14 protein-coding genes are annotated in these 16,532 nt (G+C 70.9%); 10 read left to right on the top strand and 4 right to left on the bottom strand.

Annotation, left to right across the window (positions count from 1 at the left end):
• Positions 1–28 precede the first annotated feature (28 nt).
• From ACTOWY_RS12570 to moeA, 3 genes are all read right to left on the bottom strand, one after another.
• Complete coding sequence (locus ACTOWY_RS12570; protein WP_441309769.1) at positions 29–1,933, bottom strand: M48 family metallopeptidase; 1,905 nt, start codon at positions 1,931–1,933, stop codon at positions 29–31.
• Positions 1,934–2,046: 113 nt separating this feature from the next.
• Complete coding sequence (locus tag ACTOWY_RS12565) at positions 2,047–3,930, bottom strand: M48 family metalloprotease (protein ID WP_441309768.1); 1,884 nt, start codon at positions 3,928–3,930, stop codon at positions 2,047–2,049.
• Between the two features lie 55 nt (positions 3,931–3,985).
• Positions 3,986–5,203 carry a molybdopterin molybdotransferase MoeA gene (moeA, locus tag ACTOWY_RS12560; RefSeq protein WP_441309767.1) on the bottom strand — a complete coding sequence of 406 codons (1,218 nt, stop codon included), beginning with the start codon at positions 5,201–5,203 and terminating at the stop codon, positions 3,986–3,988.
• A gap of 72 nt (positions 5,204–5,275) precedes the next feature.
• Here moeA and ACTOWY_RS12555 point away from each other — a divergent pair, with 72 nt between their 5' ends.
• The 10 genes from ACTOWY_RS12555 (at position 5,276) to ACTOWY_RS12510 (ending at position 16,260) form a co-directional block, all read left to right on the top strand.
• On the top strand, positions 5,276–5,959 hold the full coding sequence (locus ACTOWY_RS12555; protein WP_441309766.1) for a TIGR00266 family protein: 684 nt from the start codon (positions 5,276–5,278) through the stop codon (positions 5,957–5,959).
• Between the two features lie 79 nt (positions 5,960–6,038).
• Positions 6,039–6,245 carry a cold-shock protein gene (locus ACTOWY_RS12550; RefSeq protein ID WP_185001414.1) on the top strand — a complete coding sequence of 69 codons (207 nt, stop codon included), beginning with the start codon at positions 6,039–6,041 and terminating at the stop codon, positions 6,243–6,245.
• A gap of 28 nt (positions 6,246–6,273) precedes the next feature.
• Entirely contained in the window at positions 6,274–7,470 is a 1,197-nt protein-coding gene (locus ACTOWY_RS12545; RefSeq protein WP_441309765.1) for a protein kinase domain-containing protein, read from the top strand.
• A 202-nt stretch (positions 7,471–7,672) separates the two neighbouring features.
• The gene (gene groL, locus ACTOWY_RS12540; RefSeq protein WP_247761517.1) at positions 7,673–9,295 is read left to right on the top strand and encodes a chaperonin GroEL; all 1,623 of its coding nucleotides are present in this window, start codon (positions 7,673–7,675) and stop codon (positions 9,293–9,295) included.
• Positions 9,296–9,962: 667 nt separating this feature from the next.
• Positions 9,963–10,598, top strand: coding sequence for a TNT domain-containing protein (locus ACTOWY_RS12535; RefSeq protein ID WP_441309764.1), 636 nt, complete (start codon positions 9,963–9,965; stop codon positions 10,596–10,598).
• Positions 10,599–10,642: 44 nt separating this feature from the next.
• Positions 10,643–11,314 (top strand): copper homeostasis protein CutC, encoded by a 672-nt coding sequence (locus tag ACTOWY_RS12530; RefSeq protein WP_441309763.1) that lies wholly within the window; start codon positions 10,643–10,645, stop codon positions 11,312–11,314.
• A gap of 260 nt (positions 11,315–11,574) precedes the next feature.
• Positions 11,575–12,864 (top strand): extracellular solute-binding protein, encoded by a 1,290-nt coding sequence (locus ACTOWY_RS12525; protein WP_441309762.1) that lies wholly within the window; start codon positions 11,575–11,577, stop codon positions 12,862–12,864.
• Between the two features lie 62 nt (positions 12,865–12,926).
• Positions 12,927–13,835, top strand: coding sequence for a carbohydrate ABC transporter permease (locus ACTOWY_RS12520; RefSeq protein ID WP_441309862.1), 909 nt, complete (start codon positions 12,927–12,929; stop codon positions 13,833–13,835).
• Complete coding sequence (locus ACTOWY_RS12515; RefSeq protein ID WP_441309761.1) at positions 13,832–14,674, top strand: carbohydrate ABC transporter permease; 843 nt, start codon at positions 13,832–13,834, stop codon at positions 14,672–14,674. Before ACTOWY_RS12520 ends, ACTOWY_RS12515 begins: the two co-directional genes overlap by 4 nt.
• Positions 14,671–16,260: a beta-N-acetylhexosaminidase gene (locus tag ACTOWY_RS12510; RefSeq protein WP_441309760.1), complete on the top strand. Its 1,590-nt coding sequence runs from the start codon at positions 14,671–14,673 to the stop codon at positions 16,258–16,260. The genes ACTOWY_RS12515 and ACTOWY_RS12510 overlap by 4 nt, the downstream gene beginning before the upstream one ends.
• On the opposite strand, the gene ACTOWY_RS12505 is transcribed toward ACTOWY_RS12510, so the two are convergent.
• Positions 16,261–16,491: a PspC domain-containing protein gene (locus tag ACTOWY_RS12505; protein WP_441309759.1), complete on the bottom strand. Its 231-nt coding sequence runs from the start codon at positions 16,489–16,491 to the stop codon at positions 16,261–16,263.
• Positions 16,492–16,532 lie beyond the last annotated feature (41 nt).

Genomic DNA, 16,532 nt, shown 5'->3' with positions numbered 1-16,532 from the left:
GGACGCCAAACGGTAGCCGAACCGACATTTACGACGTCCCGGCGGCCGCTTCCGCCACCTGCGCCCGGTGGGCGAGCAGGGCGCCCAGGCCCTCATACGGCTCGCCGTGGTCGTTGGTGTCCGTGGTGCTGCGCACACTCAGCTCACCGCCGGTCAGCTTCAGCTCCACCGTCCAGCCCCACGGGCGCGGGCCGAGTTTGCCGCTGACGATGTCCTCGATGCCGATCCACCGGCTGTCCGGGCGTTCCCGCAGCTCACTGAAGCCCTCGGCGAGCAGCGCGTCCAGCCGCTCGGACTCCTGTTTGCCGCCCCGGCCCAGCGCGTCGGTCAGGCCGCGGGTGAGCGCGCCCGCCCGTTCCAGCGGCACCAGCAGCAGGCCGTCGTCGCAGACGAACAGGTCGAACCGGCCGTCGCCGGACTTGACCGCGGTGAACAGCCCGAGCACCTTGGGGCGCAGCTCGAAGTCGACCTGCTCCACCGCCTCGGTCAGCGGCACGCCCAGTCCGGTCAGCCAGTCCCGCAGCCCGGCCAGGTCGTCCTCGGCCAGCGCGGTGACGATCCGCTCGTGCACCTCCAGCTCGGTTCCGTCGGCGTGCCGGACCACCCACTGGCTGCCCCAGTCCAGCTCGAAGCTGGCCTTGCCCTGCCGGACCAGCAGCGTCAGCGCGGTGTCGCCGAGCAGCTGGATCAGCGTGCGCTGGGCCGCCGCAGGTCGCTGACCAGGCGAGAGGCCCTGGCCGAGCAGCGGGTCGACCAGCTGCGCGCCCTGCCCGCGCCGCACCACCTCGAGCAGTTCGCCCAGCGCGCCGGAGGTGGTGAACCCGCCGTCCAGCGCGACCTTGGCCAGCACCCCGGCGTTGCCGGTGACGTGCTTGGTCCCGGCCAGCTCGACGATCTCCGCCCAGCTCGCCCGCGGGCCGAGGCCCTCGGCCAGCAGCTCCTGTTCCAGCACCGGCACCCACTCCGCCGCGCCGAGCAGCGCCCAGGCCGGCCGGACATCGGTCATCGGCGGCACGTCCGGCAGCTTGGCCAGCGCGGCCACCCGGACCCGTACCGGCGGGTGGCTGTCGAAGACCGAGCTGGACTCGGCGTCGATGAGCTGGTCCTGGAACTCGGCGATCCGCTGCTTGCGGTGCTCGTCGCCGAGATAGGCGCGGAACCCGACGAGCAGCTCCGGCGTGCGTCCGACCGGGGGAGCCATGGACACGTAGTCCTCCCGGTAGCCCTCCCAGGCCACGTCCAGCACCGGCAGCCTGCGCAGCGCGCTGGCGGTGGCGCCCTTGCCTGCCGCGGTCACCGAGGCCGCGTCGGCCTGGAGTTCCTGCGCCCGGTTGGAGGCCCCGGCGACCATCGCGTAGAGCCGGGCGTAACCGGAGAGCACCCAGCGCACCGGGCCGTTGCCGAGTTCCTCGACGGTCTTCTCCAGCGCGCCGGTGGCCCGGTAGGTCAGCGCGGACAGCTTGGTGTGCCCGTGGCTGTAGTGGCCCAGTTCGTGCGCGAGCACCGCGCGCAGCTCGGCCACGTTCAGCCCGGCCAGCAGCGGCAAACCGATCATCAGGTACCGGGTGCCGGATTTGAGGCCGAGCAGCCTGCTGTCCTCCCAGACCGCGGCGTTGACCTCGGGCACCAGCCGGATGTCGTCCGGACCGCGGGTGTCCGCGGCCACCGCCAGTTCGTCCACGGTGCGCCACAGTTCCGGGTAGTCCGCGCGCGGCAGCTGGGCGCCGTAGGGCTCGTTGCGCACCTTGAGCACGGTGCGCACGGCCGCGCCGACCGCGATGGCCACCGCGGCCGCGGCGAAGCCGACCTTGATCCCGGCCGGTCCGTGACCACCGGCGAAGAGCCAGATCGCGAACGCGGCCAGACCGACAGTCAGCGCGAGGACCAGGACGAAGAAGCCGACCAACAGCACGAGCGCCGCCGCGGCGCGCATGGGCACACGCACCTGAGACCTCCGGGAGCGGGCAGAGTGACAGGGAGTTCGCCAGCCCCCGATGTACTGGCTGGGGCAGTGTGCCGTCCCGCCGCCGCGCTGGGCAAGTCCTGCTACACAGCGGCCTTGGCCTGGAAGAACGCCCGCAGGCCCGCGTGCGCGTCGCCGTAGTCCTCGGTGAAGTTGGTGATCGCGAACCGCAGCGGGGCGCCCTGGGCGAACTCGATGTTGAGCTGGCCGACGGTGCGCTTGGTGGTGAAGGAGCCGCCGGAGACCTCCTCCAGCGAGATCCAGTCCGCGCCCTTGGCTTCACACAGCGCGGGATGGCCGCGTTCGGTGAGCAGTGCGATTCGCTTGCGCTCCATCCGTTCCGAGCCGCCGATCAGCCCGGCGAACCCGCGTTTGAACCAGACCCAGCGGGACAGCGGCAGCACCAGCAGGCCGCTGGCGTAGACCAGCAGGTCCTTGGGCGCGCGGCCGAGTTGCAGTGAGCTGAACACGCCGACCAGCGCGGGCTCGGTCTCCCGCACCTCCTCCTCCGGGTCGAGCGGGCAGACGAACTGCGGCGGCACACCGAGGGCTTGCAGGTTGCGGCCCAGCGCGTCCACCAGGTTCCGGTCGGCCACCGCCGGGCCGGTCAGCCTGGTCGCGTCGAAGCGGCGGCCGTCGGCCAGCCGCACCTGCCAGGGCCCGCCCCAGTCCAGGTCGTGATAGGCCCGGCCGGACTCGATCAGCGCGGTGACCACCACATCGGCCAGCAGCTCGGCGACCACCTCCTCATCGGTGGCGCCCGGCCAGCGCACCGGCTCGGCCAGCTCCGCCACCCGGCCCCGGCGCAGTGCCTGCACCACCTCGCCGATCGCGCCGGTGCGGCCCTGACCGCTGTCCACCACCGCCTTGGCCAGCAGTCCGGCCCCGTGCCGGGCGTCGGCCGCCCCGGCCAGCCGCACGATGTCGGTCCAGCTGGCCCTGGGTCCCAGTTCGCGGGCGATCAGCGCGGACTCCAGCGTGGGCACGGTGGTGCGCGGTTCGGTGAGCAGCGCCCAGGCCGGACGGGCGTCGGAGTCGTAGGACTGCTCCTCGGCGTCCGCGATGGCGGCCAGTCGGCGGCGCAGGCTGGGATGGGTGTCGAAGGGGGACTCTGGTTCGTTGTCCAGCACCTGTTCGACCAGCTCACCCAGCCAGTCGCGCTGCGCGGGGTGCACCAGGAAGGCGTGGAAGCCCAGCAGCAGGTCCGGGGTGCGGTCGGTCTCGATGGCCAGCCGGGCGTAGCGGCGGTTGAACGCCGCCCAGGCCGGGCCGAGCGTACTGACCGCGCGCAACGCGTTGGCCGTGGCCTCCCGGCCCGCGGTGGCCACCATGACCTGGTCCGCCTGCAACTCCTGCGCGCGGGTGGCGGACTTGGCCACCAGCGCGTACAGCCGGGCGTAGCGGTCGAGCACCCAGCGCACCGGGCCGCGGTCCAGCCGGGCGACGGTGCGCTGCAGTGTCTCCGCGCCGCGGTAGGTGACCGCGGCCAGCCGGGTGTGTCCCCGGCCGTAGTGGCCCAGTTCGTGCGCGAGCACCGCGCGCAACTCGGCCACGGTGAGCCCGGCCAGCAGCGGCAAGCCGATCAGCAGGTGGCGCCTGCCCGCGCGCAGGCCGAGCAGTCTGCTGTCCTCCCGCACGGCCGCGTTGACCTCGCCGACCAGCGTGATCTCATCCGGCGGCCGGGTGCCGGCCAGTTCGGCCAGGTCCGCCACGGTGCGCCACAGCTCGGGCTGGTCCCGCTGGGTCAGTTTCGGCCCGTTCGGCGCGGCCAGCCGGGTGCTCAACGCGCTGACCAGCGCGAAGCCCAGGGCGATGAGCACACCCAGGCCGAGCAGCGCGATCTGCGCACCGGGCCGCCCACCTACCGCGACGCCCGCCGCGACCCCGCCCGCACCCACCCCGACGACGACGAACGGGAACGCCAGCAGCAGCGTCACCGACAGTCCGGCTCGAAAAGCAGCATGCACCCGGCGGAGTCTGGCCCTCACCCTTTCGGGGGACAACCCCGGCGTTAGCAGTCCTTTATCTGGTGAGCAGCACGGTCACCGGATCGCCCGCGGCCAGTTCGGTGACCTCCTCCGGCACGTCGATCAGGCAGTTGGCCTGCGCCATCGCCGAGAGCAGGTGCGAACCGGGACCGCCTGCCATGGCCACCGTGCCCGCCGCCGCGTCGTAGCGGCCGCGACGGAACTGCCGACGTCCGGCGGGTGCCTTGAGCCCCTCGGCCAGCCGGGCGGTCAGCTGCGGCCGCTCGGTGTCCACCGCCCCTCGGGCGGCCAGCAGCGCGGGCCGCAGGAACACCTCGAAGGAGACCAGCGCGCTCACCGGGTTGCCCGGCAGCGAGACCACCGGCACGCCGCGGTACCAGCCGGCGCCCTGCGGCATGCCGGGCTGCATGGCCACCTTGGTGAACTCCACCCCGTGCCCGCTCAGCGCGTCCTTGACCACCTCGTACGCGCCCGCGCTGACCCCACCGGAGGTCAGCACCAGGTCCACCGTGGACAGGTGCGGGGCGAGCGCGGCGTGGAAGGCGTCCACGTCGTCGGGCACGAACCGCAGCAGCTCCGGCTGCCCGCCTGCCTGGCGCACCGCGGTGGCCAGCATGATCCCGTTGGACTCGTAGATCTCGCCGTGCCGCAGCGCCCGGCCCGGCTCCACCAGCTCCGAACCGGTGGAGAGCACCAGCACCCTCGGCGGCCGGAACACCGGCAGCGCGGACACCCCGACCGCGGCGGCCAGCCCCAGCTCGGCGGCGCCCAGCAGCGAGCCCGCGGCCAGCACCCTGGTCCCGGCCAGCACGTCCTCGCCACCGCGGCGGATGTTCATGCCGGGCCGGACCTCGCGGTGCACCCGGACCCTCGGCATGCCGCCGTCGGTCCACTCCACCTGCACCACCGCGTCCGCGCCCGCGGGCACCGGCGCACCGGTCATGATCCGGTGCGCGGTGCCGCCGAGCAGGGACAGCTCGTCGGTGCGCCCGGCCGGGATGTCCTCGGCGACCAGCAGCTCCACCGGTGCCTCCGGACTGGCCCCGGCCAGTTCGCCGGAGTGCACGGCGTAGCCGTCCATGGCCGAGTTGTCGAAGGGCGGCAGGGCCACCGGGGACAGCAGTTCCTCGGCCAGCACCAGGTCGAGGCACTCGGCCAGCGGACGGCGCTCCACCGGGGTGATGCCCAGCAGCGAGCAGACCCTGGCCTTGTGCGCCTCGACCTCGACCAGGGCTGCGGATGACGTGCTCACGTGCTCATCCTTACCTCTCGGATCTCCATCCGGCGAGCCGCCCGGGGTCTGTTCGTGCCAGACTCGGATCTCGTGCAGGTCCGTACTCGTCACACTCCGTATTTCGGCGTCGCCCGGCTGTTGCTGGCCCCAGGCGAGGTCGTGCTCGCCGAACCGGGCCGGATGGTGGCGACCAGCTACGGCATGGCGATCGACGCCCGTGCTCATGGCGGCTTCCTGAAGTCGCTGACCAGGGCCGCGCTCGGGACCGAGGGCCCGGCGGTGGCGCTCTACACCGCGCCCGCCCAGGGCGGCTGGGTCGATCTCGCGCCGAGCCTGCCCGGCGACCTGCACGTGCTGGAGCTGGACGGCAAGATCGGCTGGTGCCTGAGCCGCACCGCCTGGCTGGCCGCCCCGGCCACCGTGCAGTTCGACCCGGAGTGGACCGGCCTGCAGGCGCTCTTCGGCGGCGAGGGCGGTTTCCTCACCCACGTCCTGGGCCAGGGCCCGCTGGTGCTGGCCGCCTGCGGCGCGCTGGAGGTGGTCACGCTCAAGGCGGGCGAGTTGATCACCATGGATCCCGGGCACGTGCTGGCCTACGCCGACACCGTGCAGGTCCGGCTGCGCGCGGCCACCCACAACGGCAGCCAGTCCATCCGCACCGGCGAGGGCCTGGTGTTCGACTTCGCCGGACCGGGCGAGGTGCTCGCGCAGAGCCGCGACCCACGTGGGCTGGCGAGCTGGTTGCGTGGTGCCGCAACGGTTTCCCGCGGTTGAGCCGGTTGTTCTGGCACTGACACCCAGGGCCGTGCTCCGGTAGCGTTGACCGGGTTCAGCGCGTGGCCGGGAGGATCTCGTGGCTTTAGGCACGGTCAAGTGGTTCAACGCGGAGAAGGGCTACGGCTTCATCGCCACCGACGGCGGGGCCGACGTCTTCGTGCACTACTCCGCGATCCAGATGGACGGCTACCGGTCCCTCAACGAGGGTGACCGGGTCGAGTTCGAGGTCAAAGCCGGGCGCGACGGACGCCAGCAGGCCGAAGAGGTACGCAAGGCTACCTAGTTCTGACCTAGCGGCTAGGCTGCGCCCTGTGTCGGAAGACCTCACCGGACGCCGTCTCGGCCATTACCGCATCGACGGAGTCATCGGCCACGGTGGCATGAGCACCATGTACCGGGCCACCGATGTGCGGCTCGGGCGCAAGGTCGCGCTCAAGGTGATCGCCGACCATCTGACCGTGGACGCGGAATTCCGCGAGCGGTTCGTGGACGAGGCGCGCAACACCTCGGCCATCGACCACTCGCACGTGGTGCCGCTGTACGACTTCGGCGAGACCGACGGCTTCCTCTACATCGCCATGCGCTTCGTCGACGGCGCCGACCTGGCCAGCCTGATCAAGGACGGCCCGATCGCGCCGGTGCGCGCGCTGACGTTGCTGCAGCAGGTCGCCGAGGCACTGGACAACCTGCACGGCAAGGGCCTGGTGCACCTGGACATCAAGCCGGCCAACGTGCTGGTCACCACCCGCGAGTCCTCCGGCGAGCACGTCTACCTGGCCGACTTCGGCCTGACCCGCCGCGGCGCCACCGGCCACCGGACCAGGGGCGGGGACTTCCTCGGCTCGCCGACCTACGCCGCGCCGGAGCACCTGCGCGGTGAGCCGGTCGACCCGCGCACCGACGCCTACTCGCTGGCCTGCGTGCTCTTCGCCTGCCTGACCGGCCGCCCGCCCTACCAGGGCAAGGTGCCCGAGGTGATCCAGGGCCACCTGGCCACCGAGGTGCCAGCGGTGACCGGGCTGGTCGTGCTGCCGCCGGCGATCGACGCGGTGGTGCGGCGCGGCATGTCCAAGGATCCGGCCAAGCGCTTCGCCAACTGCCGGGAACTGATCTCCGCCGCCCGTGGCGCGCTCGCCGCGGTGGCCCAGCAGAGCACCCCGCCGCAGGTCCGGGCCCCGGGCAGTGTTCCGCAGCAGGTCACGCCGACCGGCGCGCACCAGGCCCTGCGGCCGCCGACCGGGCCGGTCCCGGTGCAGCAGCAGCCCGTGCACCCGCCCACCGGGCCCAACCCGGTGCAGCCGCCGCCCGCCTACGCCATGCCGCAGCCGGGCTACCGGCCGCCTGGCCAGCCCGCCGAGCCGGTGCGGCTGCGCCCGCCGATGGCGGCGGGGCCGACCGCCTTCGGCAACAGCAGCTCCCGGGAGGTCGGCGGACGCTGGCTGATCCCGGTGCTGGCGGTGGCCGCGCTGATCGTGGTCGTCGTGGTGATCGTCCTCGCGGTGGCCTGAGCTGGGCGAACAGCCCGGCGGCTTGCACTCGCTCCGGTCGAGTGCTAAACACGAACTTGGCACTCGCCGACAGTGAGTGCCAGGTCGGGACGGTGAGGCCGTCGGCATCCCCACCACTGGGGCGCTGCCGTCAGGTCGTCCGTCGCGGGCACCGAGCCTGGCCGTGCACCCGTGTCATCCACTACCGGAGGACCACACCGCAATGGCCAAGATGATCGCGTTCGACGAGGACGCCCGCCGAGGACTCGAGCGCGGCATGAACACCCTCGCCGATGCCGTCAAGGTGACCCTCGGCCCCAAGGGCCGCAACGTCGTGCTCGAAAAGAAGTGGGGCGCGCCGACGATCACCAACGATGGTGTTTCCATCGCGAAGGAGATCGAGCTTGAGGACCCGTGGGAGAAGATCGGGGCCGAGCTGGTCAAGGAAGTAGCGAAGAAGACCGACGACGTCGCCGGTGACGGCACCACCACCGCCACCGTGCTCGCCCAGGCCCTGGTTCGCGAGGGCCTGCGCAACGTGGCGGCCGGCGCCAACCCGATGTCGCTCAAGCGCGGCATCGAGAAGGCCGTCGAGGCTGTCGCCGAGGCGCTGCTGAAGTCCGCCAAGGAGGTCGAGACCAAGGAGCAGATCGCGGCCACCGCGTCCATCTCCGCGGCCGACACCACCATCGGCGAGCTGATCGCCGAGGCCATGGACAAGGTCGGCAAGGAAGGTGTCATCACCGTCGAGGAGAGCAACACCCTCGGGCTCGAGCTTGAGCTGACCGAGGGCATGCGCTTCGACAAGGGCTACACCTCCGGCTACTTCGTCACCGACACCGAGCGTCAGGAAGCGGTCCTGGAGGACCCCTACATCCTGCTCTACGGCTCGAAGATCGCCTCGGTGAAGGACCTGCTCCCGCTGCTGGAGAAGGTCATGGGGACCGGCAAGCCGCTGGTCATCATCTCCGAGGACGTCGAGGGCGAGGCCCTGGCCACCCTGGTCGTCAACAAGATCCGCGGCACCTTCAAGTCCGTCGCCGTCAAGGCTCCGGGCTTCGGCGACCGCCGCAAGGCGATGCTGCAGGACATGGCCACCCTGACCGGCGGCCAGGTCATCAGCGAGGACGTCGGCCTCAAGCTCGACAACGCCGACATCTCGCTGCTGGGCAAGGCCCGCAAGGTGGTCGTCACCCGTGACGAGACCACCATCGTCGAGGGCGGCGGCGACGCCGACGCGATCCAGGGCCGGGTCAACCAGATCCGCGCCGAGATCGAGAAGAGCGACTCCGACTACGACCGCGAGAAGCTGCAGGAGCGCCTGGCCAAGCTGGCCGGCGGCGTTGCGGTCATCAAGGCGGGCGCGGCCACCGAGGTCGAGCTCAAGGAGCGCAAGCACCGCATCGAGGACGCCGTCCGCAACGCCAAGGCCGCCGTGGAAGAGGGCATCGTCGCCGGTGGCGGCGTCGCGCTGCTCCAGGCCGCCGAGACCGCCTTCGCGGGTCTTGGGCTTGAGGGCGACGAGGCGACCGGCGCGAACATCGTCAAGGTCGCGGTCGAGGCTCCGCTGAAGCAGATCGCCATCAACGCCGGCCTTGAGGGTGGCGTCGTGGTGGAGAAGGTCAAGGGCCTGAAGCCGGGCGAGGGTCTGGACGCCGCCACTGGCGAGTACAAGGACCTGATCAAGGCCGGCATCATCGACCCGGCCAAGGTCACCCGCTCCGCCCTGCAGAACGCCGCGTCCATCGCTGGTCTGTTCCTGACCACCGAGGCCGTCGTCGCCGAGAAGCCGGAAAAGAACGCCGCCGCTCCCGCCGCCCCCGGCGGCGGCGAGATGGACTTCTGATCCAGCCTCGCTGAACAACTGAACACAGACACACCAAGCAAGCCCCCGGTCCACCTGCACTGCGACCGGGGGCTTGCTCACGCCCAAACCCGAGTGTTGGCCGATCTCGTACACCGAGTTGGCCGTTCCGGACGCCGAGTTGGCCCAAGTCGTACGCCACGTTGGCCGTTGTGGGACGCCGTGCGAGCACTGCTCTTCGCCTTTGAGTTTCAACCCGAAGATCAAAAAAGGATGGCCTCGCCGGCCGGGCAGACCACCGGAGGGGTGGGGCAGATCAACACCCGGGTGAGCGGGTTGCGGGGCGGGGTTTGGGCTGCCGGGGCCTGATCCAGCGTGGCTCCGAGGGCTCGCGTGTTCTCCGTACGGCCTTCCGCCAGCCAACCACACCCCGATGAGCGGCCCCGGTCGCGTGGGGAGGCTAGGGCGGCGGATTGTGTTGCAGGGGCCGCTCGGTGAGGTGTGGTCTGCATGCTCCAGGCCGTACGGAGAACACGCGAGAACCCTCGTCGTGGGGTTTTCACCCCCAACCCCCCACCCCACCTCTTGCCTGGCGGCGTCGTTCCCCCGCCCGAGTGGTCTTCCCCCTCCGTGTGACCTCATGCACCTCCGTGCCATCCCCGCCCCGCCAGGATGAGCCCGTCGTGATCGTCTTCCAGAAGGAGCGCCTGTGCGGGGTCGTCGATTGCTTGCCACCTTCCTCACCGCCCTGCTCACCAGCCTCACCGTCCTGCTCGGCGCGGCGTCCCCAGCCCTCGCCGACGCGCCACTGGCCTGCGCGGGCACCTACCAGGGTGACAACCGGCTCGGCCCGGAAACCCTGCCCCGGGTAGCGGAACACCCGGTCGGCCGACTGGTCGCGGGCTACCAACGGTTCGGCAAGCTCGACTCGGCCGGCTTCCTCGCCAAGTACTGGGACACCGCAGCCACCAGCTGGAAATACCCGCCGCAGGACGGCTTCCTGCTCCGGTCCGACGGCACGCCCATCAAGCGGGTGCACCGGCTGCTCCCGGGTTACAAGCTGGACCGCTTTGGCAGTGAGGGCGGGCTGGCGCCGCGGGGTGCGCACTACAGCCAGCGGGCGTTGCCGCCGCAGAGCTTGTTCACCTTCGACGCCGCCTACCGGTGCAACTACCACACCTACCAGGTGCGCAAGGAGTTCCCGGTGTGGCAGGGGACCATCGCGCCCTGGTTCGAGCAGCGGGGGCGGGGCAGCCAGATCAAGCTGGATCGGACGTTGTTGCCGGGGGAGGGCCACCTCAACGTTGCCTGGCTGATCGCCAACGGCTACCTCGTTCGCAGCTGAACGGTCGATCCGCGGAAGGTCTAGACCACGTTAGGCTGTCCGGCATGACGTTGCTGGAGGTCATCGCGCTGGACGCCCGGGACGCCGAGGCCGCGCAGGCGGGTGGGGCCGATCGGCTGGAGCTGGTCTCCGGGATGGACGCCGGGGGGCTCACGCCCAGCGCGGCCACCGTGCGTTCGGTGCTCGCGGCCACCGATCTGCCGGTGCGGGTCATGCTGCGGGACGCCCCGGGATACGCGCCCGCGGATCTGGACCGGTTGCGCCGGGACGCGGCGGAACTGCGGGCGGCGGGGGCGACCGAGTTCGTGCTCGGGTTCCTCGACGCGGACGGCGCGGTGGATCTGGTGGCCTGTCAGGCGTTGCTCGGTGAGCTGGCCGGGGCGGCCTGGACCTTCCACCGGGCGCTGGACAACGCGGCCGACTCGGTGGCGGCCTGGGCCGTGGTGGCGGGGCTCGGCTGCGACACCGTGCTGGCCGCGGGCGCCCCTGCTGGCGTGACCGACGGGTTGCCGCTGCTGCGGGAGCTGGCCGACCGGCAGGCGGCCGACGGACTGGCCCTGCTGGTCGGCGGCGGGCTGAAGCAGCAGCATGTGCCGGAACTGCTGGCCGCGGGGGTCAGCCACTTCCACGTCGGCGGACCCGCCCGCGCCGGGGGCTGGGACAGTCCGGTGGACGCCACCGCGGTCGCCGGGTGGCGCGGCCTCGTCGACGGCTGAGCCGTCATCAGGACGACCGACGGCTGAGCCGTCATCAGGGACGACCGACGGCTGAGCCGTCACCCGAACCACCACCCGAACCACCACGTGCGCCCGTGGGACGAACCCTCGTCCCGCGGGCGCGCTGCTGTTCCGGGGCAATTGGGATGGTCTAGACCCTTGTTCGAGCCTGTTTCGGGCCATACCATCGCCTGCATCTCGTTGCTTTATGCGAAATGACCATTGCGCATTTTGCAACATCGCCAGGTGTGGAGGTCTTCATGACGATCAGACGGCTTGCGGCGGTGGCCGCGCTGGTCGGGCTGGCCACGGTCGGCTGTGCGCCGGTGCAGTCCGGTCCGACCGGCTCGGCGAAGGACACCAAGGACGGCACCCTGCGGGTCTGGCTCTTCGACGAGGTCAACCGGGCGCCCAAGGAAGCGGTGGTCAACGAGGCCATCAAGGAGTTCACCGCCTCCCACGCCGGTGTCACCGTCGACGTGCAGTACATCCAGGTCAACAGTAGGGCCGAACGCTTCAAGGCGGCCTTCAGCGACGCCAAGAGCGCCCCGGACGTGGCCGAGTTCGGCAACACCGACCTGGCCAACTACGTGGCCGCCGGTGGCTTCGCCGATCTCTCCGGTGACCTCGGCAGCTGGTCCGAGGCGGCCGATCTGGCGCCCAAGATCCTGGACACCGGCAAGGTCGAGGGCAAGACCTACGGCGTGCCCTGGTTCGTCGGCGTGCGGGCGCTCTACTACCGCACCGACGTCTTCACCGAGCTGGGCCTGCAACCGCCGAAGACCCTGGCCGAGCTGGCCCCGCTGGCCCGGCAGATCCGCAAGGCCAAGCCCGAGCTGTACGGCATCTCCGTCGGCGGCAAGTACACCTACGGCATGCTGCCCTTCGTCTGGTCCGCCGGCGGCGACCTGGCCAAGGCCGACGGCGGCAAGTTCTCCTCGGCCATGGACAGCGCGCAGAGCCGGGCCGGACTGGGCCGCTACGCCGAGCTGATCAGCGACGACATCTGCCCGCCCTCGGCGTGCGCGCCCAACGGCGGCGACGCCAGCGTGCAGGCCTTCGTCTCCGGCAAGGCCGCGATGACCATCGGCGGTGACTTCAACCGCAAGGCGGTGGAGGCCGGTGCGGTGAAGGGCAAGTTCGCCGTGGTCCCGCTGCCGGGGGAGACCGCCGGGTCGATCGCGCCCGCCTTCGCCGGCGGCAACCTGCTCGGCATCACCCGCTCCACCGAGCGGCGCACCCTGGCCAAGGACTTCCTGCAGCTGCTGGCCGGCAAGAAGTACCAGCGCCAGATGTACACCGCGATGGGCAACCTGCCGACCTTCACCGACGTGCAGCGCGAGGTCTCCGGCAACGATCAGTTCACCAAGCCGTTCATCGCCACCTTGGAGGCGGGCACCCGCTTCGTGCCGGTCACCGCGGCCTGGGCCAAGATCGACGCGCAGACCGTGCTGCCCAACATGATCCAGCAGGTGGTCACCAAGGCGAAGACCGTCGACGATGCCACCGCCGAGGCGGCCAAGCTGATGAACACGGCCTTCACTTCGTGAGCCAAGGCACCCTGACCCCGGTGACGGCAGCCGCCCCGCCACCGGGGGCCGCGGGGAAACCTGTGCGGCGCAAGGGAAAACGGGACGGCCGGGCCGCGATCGGCTACCTGCTGCCCACCCTGCTGGTACTGGGCGGGCTGCTCGGCTACCCGATCTACCAGCTGGTGCTGATCTCGCTGTTCGACTACGGCCAGGAACAGGCCAGCGGCGGGGCCGCGCTGGAGTTCCTCGGCCTGGGCAACTACCAGGCGCTGCTGGGTGATCCGCAGTTCTGGCAGGTGCTGCTGCAGACCGTGCTCTTCGCCGGGTTCTGCGTGGTGGCCACGCTGCTGGTCGGCGGGGCGCTGGCGCTGCTGGCCACCAGGGTCCGCGCGGTGCCGCGGATGATCCTGTTCCTGGCCGCGATCGGCGCCTGGTCCACCCCGGCGGTGGCCGGATCCACGGTCTGGCTGTTCCTCTTCGACACCGATTTCGGGCTGGTCAACGAGATCCTGACCGGTGTCGGCCTGGACGGGTTCGCCAGCTACTCCTGGACCTACGACAAGTACGTGGCCTTCGGCCTGGTCGCCGCCCAGGTGGTGTGGTGCTCGTTCCCGTTCGTCATGGTCACCCTCTACGCCGGGATCAAGGCGATCCCCGGTGAGGTGCTGGAGGCCGCGGCGCTGGACGGCGCGTCCACCGTGCGCACCATGACCAGCGTGATCCTGCCGTTGCTGCGGCCACTGCTGATCATCGTGACCATCCAGTCGATCATCTGGGACTTCAAGATCTTCACCCAGATCTACGTGATGACCGGCGGTGGCGGGGTGGCCGGGCAGAACCTGGTGCTCAACGTCTACGCCTACCAGAAAGCCTTCGCCGCCAGCGAATACGGCCTCGGCTCGGCGATCGGCGTGGTGATGACCGTGCTGCTGCTCGGCGTCATCGTGCTCTACCTGCGCGCGCTGCGCAGGAGCGGGGAGGAGCTGTGAAACGACCCGGCCGCACGGTGGCCGAGATCGTCACCGTGCTGATCGCGCTGGTGGTGGCCTTCCCGCTGTACTGGATGGTGCTCTCCGCGCTCAAACCCACCAGTGAGGTGCTCTCCACCTCGCCGCGCCCGTGGACCTTCGCGCCCAGCCTGGAGAGCTTCACCAAGGTCCTCACCGTGGAGAACTTCGGCCGCTACTTCCTCAACAGCGTGGTGGTCGCGCTGGTGGTGGTGACCGTGGCGCTGCTGTGCTCCTTCCTGGCCGCGACCGCGCTGACCCGCTTCCGCTTCAAGGGCCGCACCACGCTGCTGGTGATGCTGCTGGTGGCGCAGCTGGTGCCGGTGGAGGCGCTGACCGTGCCGCTGTTCTTCCTGATGCGCCAGGTCGGCGACGTGGCCCCAGCCTTCGGCCTCAACCACCTCGGCTCGCTGATGCTGGTGCACCTGGCCTTCGGCCTGCCGTTCGCGATCTGGATGCTGCGTGGTTTCGTGGCCGCGGTGCCGGTGGAGCTGGAGGAGGCGGCCACCCTGGACGGGGCCAGCCGGTTCCGGTTCACCTGGCAGGTGCTTTTTCCTTTGGTGGCACCGGGTCTGGTGGCCACCAGCGTGCTGTCGTTCATCCACGCCTGGAACGACTTCCTCTTCGCCAAGACCTTCATCATCTCCGCCGAGGAGAACCAGACGCTGCCGCTGGCCATCCTCACCTTCTTCAAGCCGGATCAGAACGACTGGGGCGCGATCATGGCGGGCTCCACCCTGATGACCATCCCAGTGCTGATCTTCTTCATCTTCGTGCAACGACGGCTCGTCTCCGGCCTGGCCGGAGCGGTGAAGGGATGAGTGTGACCCCGTCCTTCGACGTGCTGCTGCCCCGACCGCACGAGTCCACCCGCGCCCCCGGCGAGTTCGAGCTACGCCCCGGCGCCGCGATCCGGGCCGACCCGGCACTGGCCGCCGCCGCGAACTGGCTGCGGCACAACCTGGGCGCGGCAACGGGTTTCCCGCTTGATTCCGCCGATGTGGACGGTCCGGAGATCCGGTTCGGCCTGGACGAGCGGCTCGGCGCGGAGGAATACACCCTCGACATCACCGAGAAGGCGGTGGACGTGCACACCGGCGCGCTGCCCGGCGCCCGGCACGCCGCGCAGACCCTGCGCCAGCTCTTCGGCCCGGCCGCGTTCCGCCGCTCCACTGTCCACAGTGGAGCGTGGTTGCTGCCCAACGGTCAGCTGCGGGACCGGCCCCGGTTTGGCTGGCGCGGCTGTTTACTCGACGTGGCAAGGCATTTCCTGCCCAAGGACGGGGTGCTGCGCTTCCTCGACCTGCTCGCCGCGCACAAGTTCTCCGTGCTGCACCTGCATCTCACCGATGACCAGGGCTGGCGGATGGAGATCGAGCGCTACCCGCGGCTGACCGAGGTCGGCGGCTGGCGGGAGCGTTCCGGCGTCGGGCCGTGGCAGCGCGGCAACTACGACGCCCGCCCGCACGGCGGTTTCTACACCAAGGACGACCTGCGCGAGATCGTCGGCTACGCGGCCGGACTCGGCATCACGGTGGTGCCGGAGATCGACGTGCCCGGCCACACCCAGGCGGCCATCGCGGCCTACCCGGAGCTGGGCAACCTGGACCAGCCGATCGGGGTGTGGACCCGGTGGGGCATCAACGACAACGTGCTCAACGTCCGCGACGAGACGGTCCAGTTCTTCCGGAACGTGCTCGACGAGGTGATCGAGGTCTTCCCGGCCGAAGTGATCGGCATCGGCGGCGACGAGGTGCCGCTGGTGCAGTGGCGGCGCAGCCCCGAGGCGCAGCGCCGGATCGCCGAACTGGGCCTGGCCGATGAGGCAGGCCTGCACGGCTGGTTCCTGCGTCAGCTCGCCGAGCACCTGGCCGGCCATGGCCGCAAGGCGTTCGGCTGGGACGAGATCACCGAGGTCGGCGAGGTGCCGACCGGTCTGGTGGTGGCCTCCTGGCGCGGCGAACAAGCCGGCGCCACGGCGGCCAAGGCCGGGCACGACGTGGTGATGTGCCCGGAACAGAAGGTGTACCTGGACCATCGGCAGTCCGATCATCCGGAGGAGCCGATCCCGGTCGGGTTCGTCCGCACGGTCACCGATGTCTACGGCTACGAGCCGGTCCCGGCCGGGCTGGACCCGGACGCGGCCGCGCACGTGCTGGGCGCGCAGGCCCAGTTGTGGACCGAGCACCTGGACTCGCCCCGGCGGCTGGACTACGCGGCCTTCCCCAGGCTGGCCGCGTTCGCCGAGGTGGTGTGGAGCCCCGAGGCCCGCGACGAACCGGGGTTCCTGCGCCGCCTCACCGAGCACCACCTGCCCAGGCTGGACGCGCTGGGGGTGGAGTACCGACCCCTCGACGGCCCTCGACCCTGGCAGCGCCGGCCCGATGTGCAGGGCTGGCCGAGGTGATCAGGCGGCGGTCTCTTCGGGCATGACGATCCAGCAGATGAGGTAGATGACGGCGCCGGTGCCGAAGCCCAGCAGGGTGGCGGCCACCAGCACGATGCGGATGATCGCCGCGTCGATGCCCAGCAGCTTGCCGATACCGCCGCACACACCGGCGAGCATCTTGTCGGTCCGGCTCCGGCGCAGCTTCTTCACGGGCTGTCCCGTCTCGCGGTAAGTCGTGTTGTCGAACATGACTCAAGGTTCGCCCGCCCGGCGTTCCGGCGGATCAGGGA

It is taken from the genome of Crossiella sp. CA198 (assembly GCF_052078295.1).
Taxonomy (GTDB): domain Bacteria; phylum Actinomycetota; class Actinomycetes; order Mycobacteriales; family Pseudonocardiaceae; genus Crossiella.
This window is presented reverse-complemented; position numbering and strand designations above follow the sequence as displayed.